Source organism: Streptomyces sp. NPDC002055 (genome assembly GCF_040296705.1).
Lineage (GTDB): Bacteria > Actinomycetota > Actinomycetes > Streptomycetales > Streptomycetaceae > Streptomyces.
In genome coordinates, this window is the sequence record NZ_JBEOXS010000103.1 from 1 (window position 1) to 16,091 (window position 16,091).

16 protein-coding genes are annotated in these 16,091 nt (G+C 73.4%); 12 read left to right on the forward strand and 4 right to left on the reverse strand.

All coding sequences use genetic code 11. From position 1 onward, the window contains the following. The 6 genes from ABT112_RS33745 to ABT112_RS33770 all read left to right on the forward strand — a co-directional run. Positions 1 to 899 (forward strand): hypothetical protein (locus tag ABT112_RS33745; protein WP_351515625.1); only part of this gene is annotated, 899 nt, incomplete at its 5' end. Positions 900 to 1,494: 595 nt separating this feature from the next. Then, the gene (locus ABT112_RS33750) at positions 1,495 to 2,199 is read left to right on the forward strand and encodes an LmeA family phospholipid-binding protein (protein ID WP_351515626.1); all 705 of its coding nucleotides are present in this window, start codon (positions 1,495 to 1,497) and stop codon (positions 2,197 to 2,199) included. 392 nt (positions 2,200 to 2,591) lie between these two features. Further along, entirely contained in the window at positions 2,592 to 2,672 is an 81-nt protein-coding gene (locus ABT112_RS33755) for a putative leader peptide (protein WP_351515640.1), read from the forward strand. A 147-nt stretch (positions 2,673 to 2,819) separates the two neighbouring features. Further along, positions 2,820 to 3,659 (forward strand): sulfurtransferase, encoded by an 840-nt coding sequence (locus tag ABT112_RS33760; RefSeq protein ID WP_351515627.1) that lies wholly within the window; start codon positions 2,820 to 2,822, stop codon positions 3,657 to 3,659. A gap of 30 nt (positions 3,660 to 3,689) precedes the next feature. Then, complete coding sequence (locus ABT112_RS33765; RefSeq protein WP_351515628.1) at positions 3,690 to 3,980, forward strand: DUF1416 domain-containing protein; 291 nt, start codon at positions 3,690 to 3,692, stop codon at positions 3,978 to 3,980. A 156-nt stretch (positions 3,981 to 4,136) separates the two neighbouring features. Beyond that, positions 4,137 to 4,442: a DUF3099 domain-containing protein gene (locus ABT112_RS33770; RefSeq protein WP_351515629.1), complete on the forward strand. Its 306-nt coding sequence runs from the start codon at positions 4,137 to 4,139 to the stop codon at positions 4,440 to 4,442. A gap of 59 nt (positions 4,443 to 4,501) precedes the next feature. On the opposite strand, the gene ABT112_RS33775 is transcribed toward ABT112_RS33770, so the two are convergent. Continuing rightward, positions 4,502 to 4,864, reverse strand: coding sequence for a DsrE family protein (locus ABT112_RS33775; protein ID WP_351515630.1), 363 nt, complete (start codon positions 4,862 to 4,864; stop codon positions 4,502 to 4,504). A gap of 319 nt (positions 4,865 to 5,183) precedes the next feature. Between ABT112_RS33775 and ABT112_RS33780 the strand changes: the two genes are divergently transcribed. The 3 genes from ABT112_RS33780 (at position 5,184) to ygfZ (ending at position 7,457) form a co-directional block, all read left to right on the forward strand. Continuing rightward, positions 5,184 to 5,747 (forward strand): heme-binding beta-barrel domain-containing protein, encoded by a 564-nt coding sequence (locus tag ABT112_RS33780; protein WP_351515631.1) that lies wholly within the window; start codon positions 5,184 to 5,186, stop codon positions 5,745 to 5,747. A gap of 212 nt (positions 5,748 to 5,959) precedes the next feature. Beyond that, positions 5,960 to 6,466, forward strand: a complete 507-nt coding sequence (locus ABT112_RS33785; protein ID WP_351515632.1) for a Fur family transcriptional regulator — start codon at positions 5,960 to 5,962, stop codon at positions 6,464 to 6,466. A 10-nt stretch (positions 6,467 to 6,476) separates the two neighbouring features. Continuing rightward, positions 6,477 to 7,457 carry a CAF17-like 4Fe-4S cluster assembly/insertion protein YgfZ gene (gene ygfZ, locus ABT112_RS33790; RefSeq protein WP_351515633.1) on the forward strand — a complete coding sequence of 327 codons (981 nt, stop codon included), beginning with the start codon at positions 6,477 to 6,479 and terminating at the stop codon, positions 7,455 to 7,457. A 52-nt stretch (positions 7,458 to 7,509) separates the two neighbouring features. Here ygfZ and ABT112_RS33795 read toward each other — a convergent pair whose 3' ends face one another. The 3 genes from ABT112_RS33795 to ABT112_RS33805 are packed head-to-tail and all read right to left on the reverse strand — an operon-like array spanning position 7,510 to position 11,185. Further along, positions 7,510 to 9,816, reverse strand: a complete 2,307-nt coding sequence (locus ABT112_RS33795; protein ID WP_351515634.1) for an ABC transporter permease — start codon at positions 9,814 to 9,816, stop codon at positions 7,510 to 7,512. A gap of 5 nt (positions 9,817 to 9,821) precedes the next feature. Continuing rightward, the gene (locus ABT112_RS33800) at positions 9,822 to 10,682 is read right to left on the reverse strand and encodes an ABC transporter ATP-binding protein (RefSeq protein WP_351515635.1); all 861 of its coding nucleotides are present in this window, start codon (positions 10,680 to 10,682) and stop codon (positions 9,822 to 9,824) included. Then, a complete protein-coding gene (locus ABT112_RS33805; RefSeq protein ID WP_351515636.1) occupies positions 10,679 to 11,185 on the reverse strand; it encodes a PadR family transcriptional regulator in 507 nt (168 codons plus the stop codon). Before ABT112_RS33805 ends, ABT112_RS33800 begins: the two co-directional genes overlap by 4 nt. A 192-nt stretch (positions 11,186 to 11,377) precedes the next feature. On the opposite strand from ABT112_RS33805, the gene ABT112_RS33810 reads away from it, so the two are divergent. From ABT112_RS33810 to ABT112_RS33820, 3 genes are all read left to right on the forward strand, one after another. Next, positions 11,378 to 12,655, forward strand: coding sequence for an ABC transporter substrate-binding protein (locus ABT112_RS33810; RefSeq protein ID WP_351515637.1), 1,278 nt, complete (start codon positions 11,378 to 11,380; stop codon positions 12,653 to 12,655). A 257-nt stretch (positions 12,656 to 12,912) separates the two neighbouring features. Then, positions 12,913 to 14,610 (forward strand): glycoside hydrolase family 13 protein, encoded by a 1,698-nt coding sequence (locus tag ABT112_RS33815; protein WP_351515638.1) that lies wholly within the window; start codon positions 12,913 to 12,915, stop codon positions 14,608 to 14,610. Then, positions 14,607 to 15,941, forward strand: coding sequence for an ABC transporter substrate-binding protein (locus ABT112_RS33820; protein ID WP_351515639.1), 1,335 nt, complete (start codon positions 14,607 to 14,609; stop codon positions 15,939 to 15,941). The genes ABT112_RS33815 and ABT112_RS33820 overlap by 4 nt, the downstream gene beginning before the upstream one ends. The last annotated feature ends 150 nt before the right edge of the window (positions 15,942 to 16,091 follow it).

Consider the following 16,091-nt stretch of genomic DNA (forward strand, 5'->3'; position numbering starts at 1 on the left):
TCGACGGGGACGGGCGCGTCGACGCGCCCCGGGCCGATCTTGATGTGCTCCCCGGCGCCCTCGACGCGGCGGACGACGCCCGTCGTCCCGCCGACGGGCCGCGCGGCGCCGTACGGACCGTGGAGACCCCGGGGCTGACCCCGGCGCAGCGGGCCCGCGCGGCCGGCGCGTCGCCGATCATTCCGCCCGGCATGGAGTCGGCCCTGCTGACGGCCGGTCTCGCCGCGCTCATCGCGCTGACCGGGGCGCTGGCCCGCCCGGCGCTGGCGTTCGCCGTCGTGCTGCTGCAGGCCGGGACCGCGGCCGGCTGGTACCGGCTGAACGGCATGTGGCCCGCCCGGCAGGGCATCGCGCTCGCCTTCGCCGGCGGCCTGGTCACGGACATCGCGCTGCTCGCCACCGAGCGCGGGGACGCCCCCACGGTGGCGCTCGGGACGCTCGGCGTCTGGTGCCTGCTGGTGCTCGTCCTCCAGCTGCGCAACCGGAGTTCGGCGGACGAGCGGCTGTACGCGCTGACGGCCGGGGTGGCGTCCTCGGCGTTCACCGTGCTGGCCGCGGGCCATCTCGCCGCCTCCGCCGTGTCCGGCGACGCGGTCGTGGTGGGGGCCGTCGCGGTGGCCGTCGCCGTGGTCACCCGCGCGCTGCCGCTGCCGTCGCGGGTCGCCCCCGCCGCCGCCCTGGCCGCGGCCACGGGCGCCGGTGCCGCCGCCGGAGCCCTGACGGGCCTCGGGGCGGGCGGGGCGCTGCTCGGTGCGGCGGCCGGAGCCTGTGCGCTGATCGGCCTGCGGGTGGCGAGCTACGACTACCCGTCCCGCTTCGTGCACCTGACCGCCGGAGTGGCACTGCCGCTGACGCTCGCCGCGCCCGCCGTCTATGTGCTGGGCCGCGCCCTCGGCTGAACCGCGCCACCGGGCGGACGCCACCCCAGGCGTTACGGCCCCCGGCCCCGGTCGCACACGTCGTGATCAGGGCGCATTCCCGGCGCCACGGCACGCACCACGGCGCCGGGCCGCCCCCACGGGCGGCCCGGCGCCGGAACGCGCTTCGGGCGCCGTCGGCGGCGTACCGGCCCGCGGGCGCCTGCGGTGACGCACTGACTCGCGGGCGCCGTCGGCCCGACTCCCCGGGCGCGGTCGGTCGATGTCCCGGCTCGCGGCCGCCCCACGGCGCGCCCACGGAGCGCCCCGGGCCGGCCCCGTCGGCCCCACCCGTCTCCCCCACCCCTCGGTGGCCGGAGCCGCCGCTGTCCGGCGGAGGGCGGGGCACACCGGGAAGCCGGCCGGTCCGCCCGCGCTGCGGGCGATGCGGAGGACTCCGGAGCCGGCCCGTCCGCTCGGCCTCCGGGCGATCCGGGGGGACTGCTGACGTTCCGGGTGTTCCGGGTGTTCCGGGTGGACTGCTCCCGCAATCTGGTGATCGGCCACGATCGGATGACCGGCCGGTTAGGCTCACTGGGCAACGGGGTCTGATCGAAAGGGTGGGGGAGCCAGTCGGATGCGTGCACTGCGAATACTGCTGATCGTCGCCGTGGTCCTGGGGGGCCTGTTCGTGGCGGCCGACCGACTCGCGGTCGGCATGGCCGAGTCCGAGGCAGCGGACAAGATCAAGAGCAGCGAGGGCCTCATGGAGACCCCGGACGTCTCCATCAAGGGCTTCCCGTTCCTGACGCAGGCGCTGAGCAGGGAGCTCGACGAGGTCGACGTGACCATGAACGGCGTCACGGCGAGCTCGGCGGGCCGGGCGCTGCGGATCAGCCGCCTCACCGCCGAGCTGCGCGACGTGAAGCTGAACGACTCCTTCTCCTCCGCGGTGGCCGACTCGGCGACCGGCTCCGCACACCTCGGCTACGACGACCTGTCCGAGGCCTCCAGCGAGGGAGTCGCCGTCGGCTACGGCGGCCGGGACCAGGCAGGGAAGAGCCAGGTCAAGGTCACCGCCGGGGTCTCGATCCTGGGCCGGACCGTCAAGCGCAGCGTCCTCAGCACGGTCAGCGTCGCCGGCGCCGACACGATCCGGCTGCACGCCGACGACATCCCCGGTGACGGTATCCCCGGATTGGAGAATCTGGTCCGCGGGAAGATCGACTTCGACCGGAAGATCGACGGCCTGCCCGAGGGCATGAAACTGGACAAGGTCGTCACGACCCAGGACGGTGTCGATGTATCCGTGGTCGGCCGTCAGGTCGAACTGGCGGGCTGACCGGCGGCAGCCGCACCCGCCGGAGCCCCCGACCGGTGGGCCCGCCGACGGGCCCACCGTCGGCGGACGGACCACCGGCGGACGAACCGCCGGCGGGCGGGCGGACAGGCCCCGGATCCCAGCCGGCACACCGGCACCCCACAGCCCCGCACCCCGCCACGGCCGACGCGCCGCAGGGCCCCCGAAAGGGCCGCCCCGGCCCCGGCGTGTCCACAGAGCGAGACAGCTCCGTCCGTACCTCAGATGGCGGACGCACCGCCGCGCCCCCGCTCACCCACGGCCGCCTGGCAGGACGGCATCCGCCGATCCCGCGTCCCACAATGCGGGCATTCGCATCTCAGCATCCGACACGCCGGTGACATGCGCACCCGTGGCTCCTTACGATCGGACGCATGAAGCGACAGGCGGATCTCACGAAGCGGCGGGCAGTCGACCTGTGCCGTGTCGCCGCCATGCTCTGTCGCTCGTTCTGAGCGGAGCCCCGACTCCCGTTTCTCCCAGGCCCTTTGGGGCCTCCCCGCTCCACAGAAGCGGCCGCGCACCGACGCGCACCCCTGCACCACCGCGCGCCGCGCGCAGCCGCAGCCCGCGCATCCGAAACTGCCCCGGAGGAGAAAAACATGAGCCGCAGCGACGTCCTGGTCGACGCCGACTGGGTCGAGGCCCACATCGACGACCCGAAGGTGGTCATCGTCGAGGTCGACGAGGACACCTCGGCCTACGACAAGAACCACATCCGGAACGCCGTACGCATCGACTGGAAGAAGGACCTCCAGGACCCGGTGCGCCGTGACTTCGTCGACCGGGCGGGCTTCGAGAAGCTGCTGTCCGGGAAGGGCATCGCCAACGACGACACGGTCGTCCTCTACGGCGGCAACAACAACTGGTTCGCCTCCTACGCCTACTGGTACTTCAAGCTGTACGGCCACGACAGCGTGAAGCTCCTCGACGGCGGCCGCAAGAAGTGGGAGCTCGACTCCCGCGACCTGGTGGCCGAGGTGCCCGAGCGCCCCGCGACCGACTACAAGGCCAAGGAGCAGGACACCTCGATCCGCGCCTTCCGCGACGACGTCGCGCAGGCCATCGGCAACCTGAACCTGGTCGACGTCCGGTCCCCCGACGAGTTCAGCGGCAAGCTGCTCGCCCCGGCGCACCTGCCGCAGGAGCAGTCGCAGCGCCCCGGCCACGTGCCGAGCGCCCGCAACATCCCGTGGTCGAAGAACGCCAACGACGACGGCACCTTCAAGTCCGACGACGAGCTCAAGAAGCTCTACGAGACGGAGCAGGTCGACCTGTCGAAGGACACGATCGCCTACTGCCGCATCGGTGAGCGCTCCGCGCTCACCTGGTTCGTCCTGCACGAGCTGCTCGACCAGGGGAACGTCAAGAACTACGACGGTTCCTGGACCGAGTACGGCTCCCTCGTCGGCGTGCCGATCGAGCTCGGCGCCAACAGCTGATCCCCGACCCCCGACCCGAAGGACACCCCCATGTGTGGAGCAACAGCCGGCGGCCCGGACCTGGCAGGAGTTGACGTGGCCAAGGAGACGATCATCCAGGGTTCGGTGACCCGCGACGGCGAGCCCGTGTCGGGCTACGTCCGCCTCCTCGACGGCGGCGGCGAGTTCACCGCCGAGGTCCCGACCTCGGCGACCGGGCAGTTCCGCTTCTTCGCGGCCCCGGGCACCTGGACGCTGCGCGCCCTGGTTCCGGGCGCCACCGCGGACCGTACGGTCGTCGCCCAGCAGGGCGCCGCGGCCGACGTCGCCATCGCCGTCTGACGACGGCGCACAGCGGCCGGAGGGCCGTACCCCGGGGTTGGACTCTCAGGGGTGCGGCCCTCCGTGCTGTCCGGGCGCGCGGTACGGGAAGCGGCGTGGCCGCGTGATCGGCCGGAGCCCTGCGCCTCCGCGCCCCCGCCGCCGTACGCTGGAGACATGTACGCACGGCGACGCCGCCGGTACTTCGTCCTCATGGGGCTGTGCCTGGGGCTCTTCGTTCTGGCCTGGGGAGTCGTCCGCCTGTGGTCGGTCCCGGCCGCCGTCGGCATGTGCGTCGTCGCCATGGCGATTCCGCCGGTCGCCGCGATCGTCGCCAACCGCCGGGAGCCGGACGACCACTGGTGGGACGTGCCGGACGACAGCTGGCTGGACGACGAGCCGCTGGACGACAGCTGGCGCCGCTTCGAGCACTACGGACGGCAGACCGGCGACGACGGGCGGAACGACGACGACCGCCCGTAGGCCCTGTCCCACACTCCCCGCTGGCCCGGCCCGGCGGGGACTCCGTGCCCCGGCGGGACTCAGTACACGAGCGCCTGGGTGTCGTCGGCCAGGGACTCGCTGACGAAGACCTGCGCGCCCGCGATCCGCACCCCCTCCAGCGTGTCCTTCTCGGTGATCTCCCGGCGGGCCGCGCACTGCGTGCACAGGGTGATCCGGCCGCCGGCCAGGACGGAGTCCAGCAGGTCGGGCAGCGGGGCGGCGTGCGGCAGCTCGAACTCGGCCGCCTTCCCCGGCAGCGCGAACCACGCGGACTCACCGGTCAGCCAGAGCGAGACCTCCACCCCGCTGGCGACGGCGACCGCCGCCACCGTGAACGCCTGCGAGCACCGTTCCGGTGCGTCGGCCCCGGCCGTCACCTTGATCACGAGCTTCTTCGCCATGTGCTCACTCTAGAGCGGCCCGCCGGGACCGGCCGGGCCGTGATACGGCCGGGACCGCGGCCCGCCGGGCAGCGGCGCACCTCACAGCGCCGGGGCGGACCTCACAGCACCGGCCCCGCCGCCGCGGACTAGACTCGACCGCGGTCCGTACCACCACACTCCCCCGAGGAGCGCGCTCGTGCTTGAGGCATTCTTCATCACCCTGCTGGTCCTGGTCTGCGTGGGCGTCGTCGCGTTCGCCGGCCTCACCATGAAGAAGCTGTACCAGGGCCAGCGCTGACCAGCGCCTCCTCCCGCTCCCTAGAGATCGCCTGAGCTCATGATCGAGATTCCGTCCGACCTCCACCCGGACCTCGTCCCCCTCGCCTTCCTCCTCGGCAACTGGGAAGGCGCGGGTGTCTTCGACTTCCCCGGTGACGAGAAGTGCAACTTCGGCCAGGAGGTGACCTTCACCCACGACGGCCGTGACTTCCTCGAGTACACCTCGCACACCTGGGTGCTCGACAGCGAGGGCAAGAAGGTCCGCCCGCTGGAGTCCGAGTCCGGCTTCTGGCGCATCGACAAGGACCGCAAGGTCGAGATCGTGATGATCCGCGACCAGGGTGTGGCCGAGGTCTGGTACGGCGAGCTGGCCGACCAGAAGCCGCAGATCGACCTGGCCACCGACGCCGTCGCCCGCTCCGCCGGTTCCGGACCGTACACCGGCGGCAAGCGGCTCTACGGCTACGTCAAGAGCGACCTGATGTGGGTCGGCGAGAAGGCCACCCCCGAGGTCGAGCTGCGCCCCTACATGTCGGCGCACCTGAAGAAGGTCGTCGACCCGAGCGAGTGGGCCAAGGACCTCAAGGACCTGCCGGACGACGGCATCGCCTTCTTCAAGTAGACACGCGGCAGGTAGGCGGCAGCACGGAACGGGCAGCACGCAGACCACGCAGCACGGGGACGCGCGTTCCCACGGGTCCCGTTTCCCCGGGTCCCCGGGGCGCGCCGCTCCGCAGCCGCACACGGCTCCACCGGCCGCGGGACGTCCGTCCCCGGGGGTGGAGCCGTTGTCGTAGCGGCGGCGCCCGGCCCGCCGCCTCCTACACTGGCGGTGTGGTGACCACCGACTGGCAGAGCGACCTCCGCAAGCGCGGGTACCGGCTGACCCCGCAGCGGCAGCTCGTGCTGGAGGCCGTGGACCGGCTGGAGCACGCGACGCCCGACGACATCCTCACCGAGGTGCGGCGCACCGCGGGCGGGGTGAACATCTCCACCGTCTACCGCACCCTGGAGCTGCTGGAGGAGCTGGGGCTGGTCAGCCACGCCCACCTCGGGCACGGGGCGCCGACGTACCACCTGGCGGACCGGCACCACCATCTCCATCTGGTGTGCCGGGACTGCGGTGACGTCATCGAGGCCGATGTGTCGGTGGCCTCCGGGTTCACGGCCCAACTGCGCGACACCTTCGGCTTCGACACGGATCTGAAGCACTTCGCGATCTTCGGGCGGTGCGCCGGCTGCTCCGCCCCCGCCGCCCCGGACGGTTCCGGCGGCGCCGCCACGGACACCGGTGCCCCGGATACCGACCGCGCAGCCGGAGCGTCGAACGACGGACCGTAGGCTGGTACGCATGCAGGCACACTCTCCCGCCAGCCCCCTGCTCTCCCTGCCCGGCGCCGTCGCCGCCGAGGCACCGGACGACGGGGTCGCCGCGCACTACGGCGACCTGTTCCGGGAGCAGCGCGCGCTCGCCGACGGCACCGGCTTCGTGGACCTCTCGCACCGCGGCGTGATCACCGTGACCGGCGAGGAACGGCTGAGCTGGCTGCATCTGCTGCTCACCCAGCACGTCAGCGAGCTCCCCCCGGGCCGGGCCACCGAGGCGCTGATCCTCTCCCCGCACGGCCACATCGAGCACGCGCTCTACCTGGTGGACGACGGCGAGACGACCTGGGCGCACGTCGAGCCGGGCACCCAGGGCGAGTTGATCGCCTACCTGGAGAGCATGAAGTTCTTCTACCGGGTCGAGGTGACGGACACGACGGGCGACTACGCGGTCGTCCACCTCCCCGCGGGCTCGATCACCGAGTCGCCGGAGGGCGTCGCCGTCCGGGAGACCCCGCACGGCCGGGACCTCTTCCTGCCCCGTGCGGAGCTGGAGTCCTTCGCGGCGGCGAACGGTCCGGCGGCCGGGGTGCTGGCGCTGGAGGCGCTGCGCGTCGAGGCGCACCGGCCCCGCTTCGGCCTGGAGACCGACCACCGGACGATCCCGCACGAGCTCGGCTGGCTGGGCTCCGCCGTCCACCTGGAGAAGGGCTGCTACCGCGGGCAGGAGACCGTGGCGCGCGTCCACAACCTGGGGAAGCCGCCGCGCCGGCTGGTCTTCCTGCACCTGGACGGCAGCGAGGTGAAGCTGCCGGGGCACGGCGCTCCGGTCCGGCTGGCGGCCGACGGCGAGGAGGGGCGGCAGCTGGGCTTCGTCACCACCTCGGCGCGCCACCACGAGCTGGGGCCGATCGCGCTGGCCCTGGTGAAGCGGAACGTTCCGGTCGACGCCGGGCTGATCGTGGACGCGACGGCGGCGGCCCAGGAAGTCGTCGTCGAGCCCTGAGGGCCCCGCGGGGGACGGCCCCGGCCCTCCCCCGTCTCGGACCGCCCCCGCCTCAGACCGCGTCGCTCTGGGTGTCCACCAGCCGGCGCCGCACCACCCGCACCGCGGGCAGCACCGACACCGCGACCGCCCCGGCCACCGCGGCCAGCCCCACCAGGAGCAGCAGCGCCGGCGGGGGCGGGACCGCGATGCCCGCGCCGATGCCGCTGGCCCGCCCCTGGAGGTCGATCAGCCACTGGGCGGCGAGGACTCCGGCGGGCGTGCCGATCACCGCGGCGGCCAGGGCGGTGAACCCGGTACCGGAGACGATCACCGCCATGATCTGACGTGGCGTCAGCCCGATGGCCCGGAGGGCGAGCAGATCCCGCCGCCGGTCCCGCACCCCCGCGCCGATGGTGGTCGACAGCTCGGCCAGCCCGATCAGGGCCGGCACCGCGACCAGCCCGACGATCACGCCCCGGACGGCGGAGAGCCCGTCCGCGGGGTTGGTGATCCGCCGGACGTCCAGCCGGCCGTGCCCGGAGTCCGCGAGCGCGGTGCTCACCGCGGCCGGATCCGCGCCGGGCGTCAGCTCCAGATGGAAGAAGTCCGGCCGCAGCGCGGCGTCCCGCTCCCGCAGGGTGTCCATCGACGTGGAGATCACCCGGCCGCCGTCCTCGGGCTCGATGCTGCGCCCCACGATGTGCAGGACCTGCGGCTTGCCCTCGACCGTCATCCGCACCCAGTCGCCGACCCGCGCGTTCAGCAGATCCAGCAGCCCCTGCCCGGCCACCGCCTCGTCGGGCCCGTGGGCGGCGCGCCCCTCGGCGACGGTGAACGGGTACGGGTCCCGGGCCGTGCCCAGGCCGCGCAGCTGAATCGTCCCCGTCTGGCCGGGGACCAGGGCCTCCACCTCGGCGCCGGGGTGGGCGGCGGTCACCTCCGGGCGGGCGGTGAGCAGCCGGCGGACCGCGGCGTCCCCCAGGCCGTCGCCCCGCGCGGTGAGCTCGGCGGCGAGCCCGACCTTTTCCGGGTGGCTCTCGAACCGGTCCAGCGTGGTCCACGCCCCCAGCGCCACGGTGATCAGCAGCAGCGGTACGGCCAGCCGGCCGACGGCCGCCGCGGAGCGGGCCGGGCGGTGGAAGGCGCCGCGCCAGCCGAGCACCAGCGCGGGCGGGATCCGCAGGCCCAGCGCCCGGATCGCGGTGCCCGGCAGCCGGCGGCCGGCCGGCTGCGCGGCCCGCGCCATGGGCACCGGCGGGACCCGCCCGGCCCGCCAGGCGGCCAGCGCGGTGGTCGCGGCGATGAGCAGCACCGCTCCCGCCGAGATCGCGAACGGCGCCCAGGTGTGTTCCGGCAGGTCCTGCCAGAGCGCCATCGCCTCGCCGGTCCGGCCCGGCAATCGGGCGCCCAGGGTCTCGGTGAGCACCGCGCCGCAGCCCACCCCGAGCAGCGCCAGCGCCAGATGCTCGACCAGGAACATCCGGACGACCTGGGCGGGGGTGAAGCCGACCGCCTTGAGCACCGCGATGTCGCGCAGCTGCCCCCGGATCCGGGTGCCGATCGCCCCGGCCACGGCGAGCGCGGCGGCGAGCAGTGCGCCGAGCCCGAACAGGGCCAGCAGCAGCCCGAGCACCCGGTCTCCGCCCTCGGCGTCGGCGCGCGCCTGCTGCCAGGTCGAGATCCGGGCGATCCGGTCGCTGCCCAGCGTGGTGACGGCCCGCTGGACGGCGTAGTCGGTGTCCTCCGGATCCGCCAGGCGCAGCCCGATCGTCCGGCCGTGCCGGTGCGCGTCGGGCTCGACCCGGTTCAGGGCGGCGGGGAGCACCCAGCCGATGCCGGAGGCCTCCCCCGGCCGGAACGCCGGTTCGGCGCTGTCGGCGACGCCCACCACCCGCAGCCGTACCGTGCCGCCGGGGCCGCGCACGCCGAGCGCGTCGCCCGGTTCGGCCCACAGCGCGCGGGCCAGCGAGCTCTCCAGCACGATGCCGTTCTCGGAGCGCTCGTCGAGCCAGTGGCCGTCGGTGAGCAGCGGGCGGGCCACCGCGGGCGGCTCCTGGCCGGTGGCCCGCAGGTTCAGGCTCGCCCGGGTACCGCCGAGCTCGGCGGTGGCCTGCGCGGTGGAGTACGGCCCGGCCGCCCGCTCGACGCCGTCGAGCCCGGCCAGCCGCCCGGCGTCCGGCCCGGCCTTGGCGTGGATCCAGACGTGGGCGCCCTCGGACCGGGTGAAGACCCGCTGCCAGGGGTTGGCCGCGTACGCCAGGAACGCGCCCGCCAGCAGCAGGGAGACGATGATGCCCGCGGTGGCGAGCACCAGGAACAGGGCCTCTCCGCGGTGCTGCCGGAGGTCGGCGCGCACCCGGCGCACCGTGGCCCGCATCCCGGTCAGCCCTTCAGTTCGAGCACATCGGCGACGCCGCCGCCGCGCCGGGCCCCGGCGCCCAGCGGCGCGTCGTCGGCGATCCGGCCGTCGAAGAAGCTGATCACCCGGTCCGCGGTGCTCGCCACCCGGGCGTCATGGGTGACCAGCAGGATCGTCCGGCCGCGCTGGTGGCAGCGGGTGAGCAGGCGCAGCACCTCGCGGGTGCCCTTGCTGTCCAGGCTGCCGGTGGGCTCGTCCGCAAGCAGCAGACTCGGCCGGTTGACCAGCGCGCGGGCCAGGGCGACGCGCTGCTGCTCGCCGCCGGACAGCTCACCGGGGGTGCTGCGCTCCTTGCCCTCCAGCCCCAGCTCGGCGAGGAGTTCCGCCCGGCTCTCCCGGGCCTGCCGGGGCGAGCTGCCGGCCAGCAGCGCGGGCAGCTCGACGTTGTCGGCCACGGTCAGGTCGGAGACCAGGTTGAAGAACTGGAAGACGACGCCGATGCTGCGGCGGCGCAGGACGGCCCAGCGGGCCTCGCTGTAGGCGTCGACGCGCTCGCCGTCCAGCCACAGCCTGCCGCTGTCCGGCCGGTCGAGCCCGCCGAGCAGGTGGAGCAGGGTGGACTTCCCGGCGCCGGACGGGCCGGTCACGGCGACGAATTCGCCGCGCTCCACCACCAGGTCGGCGCCGCGTACGGCCAGGGCCGGGGCGCCGTCCGTACGGTGCGTCTTGTGCAGGCCCTCGGCCCGCAGGAGGGGCGCCGTGCCGGCGGGGGATGCGGCCTCCGCGGCCCTGCCCACCTCCGGGGCCGCACCCGTGCCGGGCTCCGCCGCTCCGGTGGCGGCCTCGGCCCGCTCCACGGCGGGGCGCCGGCGGTCGCGGCTCATTCCAGCTCCTCCTGACAGCGCTCCAACCAGTCGAGATCCGCCTGCAGATGCAGCATCGCGCCCTCGATCAGCAGCTGTGCGACCCGGTTGTCCCGGTCCTCGGACGCGGCCAGCTTCGACAGGTCGCGCATGGTGTTGAGGTAGTGCCGGCGCTGCTTGTTGATCAGTGCGATCTGGTCGGCCGCCCCCGAGTGCGGAGCGAGGGCGAGCTTCATGAAGAACTCGTCCCGGACCCGCGGCTCGTCGGCCGGCTCGTCGAACCAGGCCTCCACCGCCTCCCGCCCCGCGGCGGTGAGCTGGTAGATCCGCTTGTTCGGTCTGCTGGACTGGGCGACGTCCTCGCCCTCGATGAGACCGGCCTTCTCCAGCCTGCCGAGGGTGACGTAGATCTGCCCGACGTTCGGCTGAGGGTACGCCGCGCCCAGGAGCTTCTCAAGAGCCTGCTTGAGCTCGTATCCGTGCGCGGGGCCCTTCGCCAGAAGTGCCAGGAGGGGCAGACGCACGCTCGCCCTCCTCCCTCCCCGCCGTACCTACTCGTTGGTGGCCCGTTCGATGGCCGCCGCAGGCCACCCCGCCTGTGAGCCGGATCGCTCCCCGGACCTTGCGGCGACGTCTAGTATCGCGCATGCCTAACGGGTATACAGGTGCCCGACGCCGGGCACGCCTGACCGGTGCCGGCGCACAAGGAGGAACCTATGCGGTGGGCGCGAGCCGCGGGTAGGGGCCTCCTGGCGGCGGCACTGATAGCCGCCGGCTACGCCGGTACGGGCGGGCCGGCCACCGCGTCCGCGGGCGGCACCGGCGGACGCGGCCCGATGACCCTCGTGACCGGCGGCGACCTCACCGGCTATCTGCGCGGGGTGCTGGCGGACTGGAACCGCGGCCACCCGGCGGAGAAGGTGACCCTGGTCGAACTCCCGGAGGCCGCCGACGAGGTCCGCGCCCAGATGTCCACCAGCCTGCGCTCCGGCAGCGACCGGTTCGACGTCCTCAACATCGATGTCGCCTGGACCTCCGAGTTCGCCGCCGCGGGCTGGATCGCCCCGCTCGACGGCCGCCGCTTCCCGCTGAACCGCTTCCTGCCACCGGTGGTGGACACCGCGACCTTCGGCGGCCGGCTGCACGCCGTCCCCTACGTCACCAACGCGGGCCTGCTCTACTACCGCAAGGACGTGCTCGACAAGGCGCGCGAGAAGCCGCCCCGCACCTGGTCCGAACTGCGGCGCCTGGCCCGGACGGTCGCTCCCCGGTACGGGCTGGACGGCTACGCCGGACAGTTCCTCCCGTACGAGGGCCTCACCGTGAACGCGGCCGAGGCCCTGCAGTCCGCCGGCGGCTCGATCCTCGCCGACGAGGGCAGCCGGGTCACGGTGGACTCCCCCGCCGCCCGCACCGGGCTGGAGTTCCTCACCGGCGGCGTGCGGGAGGGCTGGATCCCCCGGAAGGCGCTCGGCTACAAGGAGGAGGAGTCCCGGCGGGCGTTCCAGAACGGCCGGCTGCTCTTCCTGCGCAACTGGCCGTACGCCTACCCGCTGGCGGGCGCCGAGGGCTCGAAGGTGGCGGGGAAGTTCGGGGTGGTGCCGCTGCCGGGGCCGGACGGGCCCGGGGCCGGGATCCTCGGCGGCTCCAACCTCGCGGTCAACACCAACTCCCGGCACCCGGAGTCGGCGGCCGCGCTCATCCGCCATCTGACGAGCGAACGCGTCCAGCGCCGCGTCCTCACCGAGGGCTCGCTGCCGCCCGCCCGGGCGGATCTGTACCGGGACCCGGCACTGGTGCGCAGGTTCCCGTACCTGCCCACCCTGTACAAGAGCCTGCTCACCGCGAAACCGCGGCCCAAGAGCCCGCGGTACGAGCAGGTGAACCTGGCCGTCCAGGCGGTCGTCCACGACGCGATGGCCCAGCGGCAGAGCCCGGCCGCCGCCCTGCGGCGGCTGAGGGCCGAACTCGACGCGATCGCCCGCCGCGGCTGACGCTCCGTCCCTTCCCTTCCCTTCCCTTCGAGGCTTCTACTTACTTGTTAAGTAGAAGCCTCTCCCTTTTCCTTGATCCATAATCCAGAGCCATCCCCACATACGGGGCATATAGGGTCAGTTATTTATCCGTTGCCTGCAGACTCGTTGACACCCGTTCGACACACCTACTTAACATGCATGCACAACGGCGGCCGACCGATCGAGGCCGCCATCGCGTCAGACAGCCGTATTCGAGTCAGACAGGGCAACGGGACATGCTCATAGCCACGGCCGCCGCAACACAGCACTGGTGGCGGGATGCGGTGATCTACCAGGTCTACGTCCGCAGCTTCCTCGACAGCACCGGCGACGGCATCGGCGATCTCGCCGGGGTCCGGGTGGGCCTGCCGTACCTCAAGAAGCTCGGGGTGGACGGCATCTGGCTCAGCCCGTTCTACCCCTCGCCGCAGCACGACCACGGCTACGACGTCGCGGACTACACCGGCGTGGACCCGGTCTACGGGGACCTCGCCGAGTTCGACCTGCTGGTCGCCGACGCGCACCGGCTCGGGCTGAAGGTCCTCATCGACATCGTCCCCAACCACTGCTCCAGCGCCCACCCGTGGTTCCGCGAGGCATTGGCGGGCGGCCCGGACAGCCCGGCCCGCTCCCGCTTCCACTTCGCCCCCGGGCGGGGCGCGGACGGCGCACTCCCGCCGAACAACTGGCGGGCCATGTTCGGCGGTCCCGCCTGGTCCCGGATCACCGAGCCGGATGGCGAGCCCGGCCCCTGGTACCTGCACCTCTTCACCCCCGAACAGCCCGACCTCAACTGGCGGGACCCGGCCGTGGGCGAGCACTTCGACGCGGTGCTGCGGTTCTGGCTCGACCGCGGGGTGGACGGGTTCCGCATCGATGTCGCCGCGGGCCTCCACAAGCACCCGGAGCTGCCCGACTCCCCCGACCCGGAGGCGGACGAGCGGTCCCGGGACTCGGTCAACCCGCTGGCCTGGAACCAGCCCGAGGTGCACCAGGTGTGGCGGGACTGGCGCGCCGTCTGCGAGGAGTACACCGCCCGCGACGGCCTGGACCGGCTGCTGGTCGGCGAGGTCTCGGTGCCCACCGCCCGCGAACACGCCGAGTACGTCCGCCCGGACGAGCTCCACCAGGCGTTCTTCTTCCACCTGCTCAGCGCCCGGTGGGACGTCGACGCCTTCCGGAGGACCATCTCCGAGGCGATGCGGGACATCGCGGGCACCGGCTCCACCGTCACCTGGGTGCTCAACAACCACGACCAGGTCCGCACCGTCACCCGCTATGCCGGCGAGCCCAGCGGGGAGGCGAGCGGCCTGGGCCCGGCCCGCGCCCGCGCCGCCGCGCTGCTGATGCTGGCCCTGCCCGGCGCCGCCTACGTCTACCAGGGCGAGGAGCTCGGGCTGCCCGAGGTCGTCGACCTGCCCGACGAGGTCCTCACCGACCCGATCTTCCGCCGGACCGGCAGCCGCCGGTTCGTCCGCGACGGCTGCCGGGTGCCGCTGCCCTGGACCGGGCACGCCTCCCCGTTCGGCTTCACCTCCGGCGCCGGCGCCGCCCGGCCGTGGCTGCCGCAGCCGGAGTGGTTCGCCGAGCACGCCACCGACCGCGCGCTGGCCGACACCCGCTCGTTCTGGCACCTCTACCGCGACGGGCTGCAACTGCGGCGCAGCCTGCCCCAGCTGGGCGAGGGCACCCTGCGCTGGCTGGAGACACCGCCGCAGGTCCTCGCCTTCGTCCGCGGCGACGGACTGGTGTGCGCCGTCAACTTCGGGACGGAGGCCGCCCCGGCCCCCGTCACCGGAACCCCCCTGCTGGCCAGCGGCGACTGCCCGCCCGGGGTCCTCCCCGGCTCCACCGCCGCCTGGTGGATCAGCGACCCGGCCACCACCGCACCGCTCTTCCCACCCGCCTCATCCCCGAAGGGACCCACAGCATGAGCCGTACCCCGAGACGACGCACCGCCGCGGCCTCCGGCGCGCTGGCCCTCGGCCTCGCGCTGACCGCCACCGCCTGCGGCGGCACCACCGGCCCGGCGAGCTCCGGGAAGCAGGAGCTCAAGGGCCAGAAGATCACCGTCGCCGGTGTCTGGACCGGTGTGGAGCAGAAGAACTTCAAGAAGGTGCTGGACGCCTTCGGCGAGAAGACCGGCGCCACCGTCAACTTCACCTCCACCGGCGACAACGTCTCCACCGTCGTCGGCAGCAAGATCGAGGGCGGCAACGCCCCCGATGTCGTGATGGTGCCGCAGGTCGGCGTGCTCAAGCAGTTCGCCGAGAAGGGCTGGCTGCAGCCGCTCTCCGCGACCGTGCACGACAAGGCCGGGATCAACTTCGCGCCGGTGTGGCGGGATTACGGCAGCGTGGGCGGCACGTTCTACGGCCTCTACTTCAAGGCGTCGCACAAGTCCACGGTCTGGTACAGCCCGGAGGCCTTCGACACGGCCGGGGTGACGCCCCCGAAGAGCTGGCAGGCGCTGCTGAAGACCGGGCGCACCGTCGCCGACTCCGGTCTGCCCGCCTTCTCCGTCGCCGGTGAGGCCGGCTGGCCGCTCACCGACTGGTTCGAGAACGTCTACCTCTCCCAGGCCGGCCCGGAGAACTACGACAAGCTGGCCGCCCACAAGATCCCGTGGACCCACCCCACGGTGGAGAAGGCCCTCACGACCCTGGGCAAGCTCTTCCAGGACAAGAACCTGGTCTCCGGCGGCGGTTCGGGCGCCCTGCGCACCGACTTCCCGGAGTCCGTCGAGCAGGTCTTCGGCAACAGCCCCAAGGCGGGCATGGTCTACGAGGGCGACTTCGTCGGCGGCCTGATCTCCGGGCAGTTCAAGAAGAAGGTCGGCCAGGACGCCAAGTTCTTCCCCTTCCCGGCCGTGGACCAGGGCAAGGCCCCGGTGGTCGGCGGCGGTGACGCGGCGGCCGTGCTCAAGGACGGCAAGAACCCCGAGGCCGCGATGAAGCTCGTCGAGTACCTGGCGACGCCCGAGGCCGCGGAGATCTGGGCGAAGGCGGGCGGCTTCATCTCCCCCAACGAGAAGCTGGACCCCGGCAGTTACGCCGACGCCACCAGCCGCCGCACCGCGCAGTCGCTGGTGAAGGCGGGCGACTCGGTCCGCTTCGACATGTCCGACCAGGCCCCGGCCGCCTTCGGCGGAACCCAGGGCGCCGGCGAGTGGAAGGCCCTCCAGGACTTCCTGCGCGACCCCTCCGACCCCGCGGCCACCGCACGGAAGCTCGAGGCCGCCGCGGCCAAGGCCTACAAGGACTGAGACCTCCTGATGCCAGCCACCGCTCCGCCCGACACCGCCGTGCCCGGCACGGCGGCCCCGGCTCAGCTGCTCGGGCAGACCGCCCAGCAGCGCCCCTCCCCCGGTGAGCACCAGCCCCCGTTCGATGATGTCTTCGGCGACGCTCGCGGG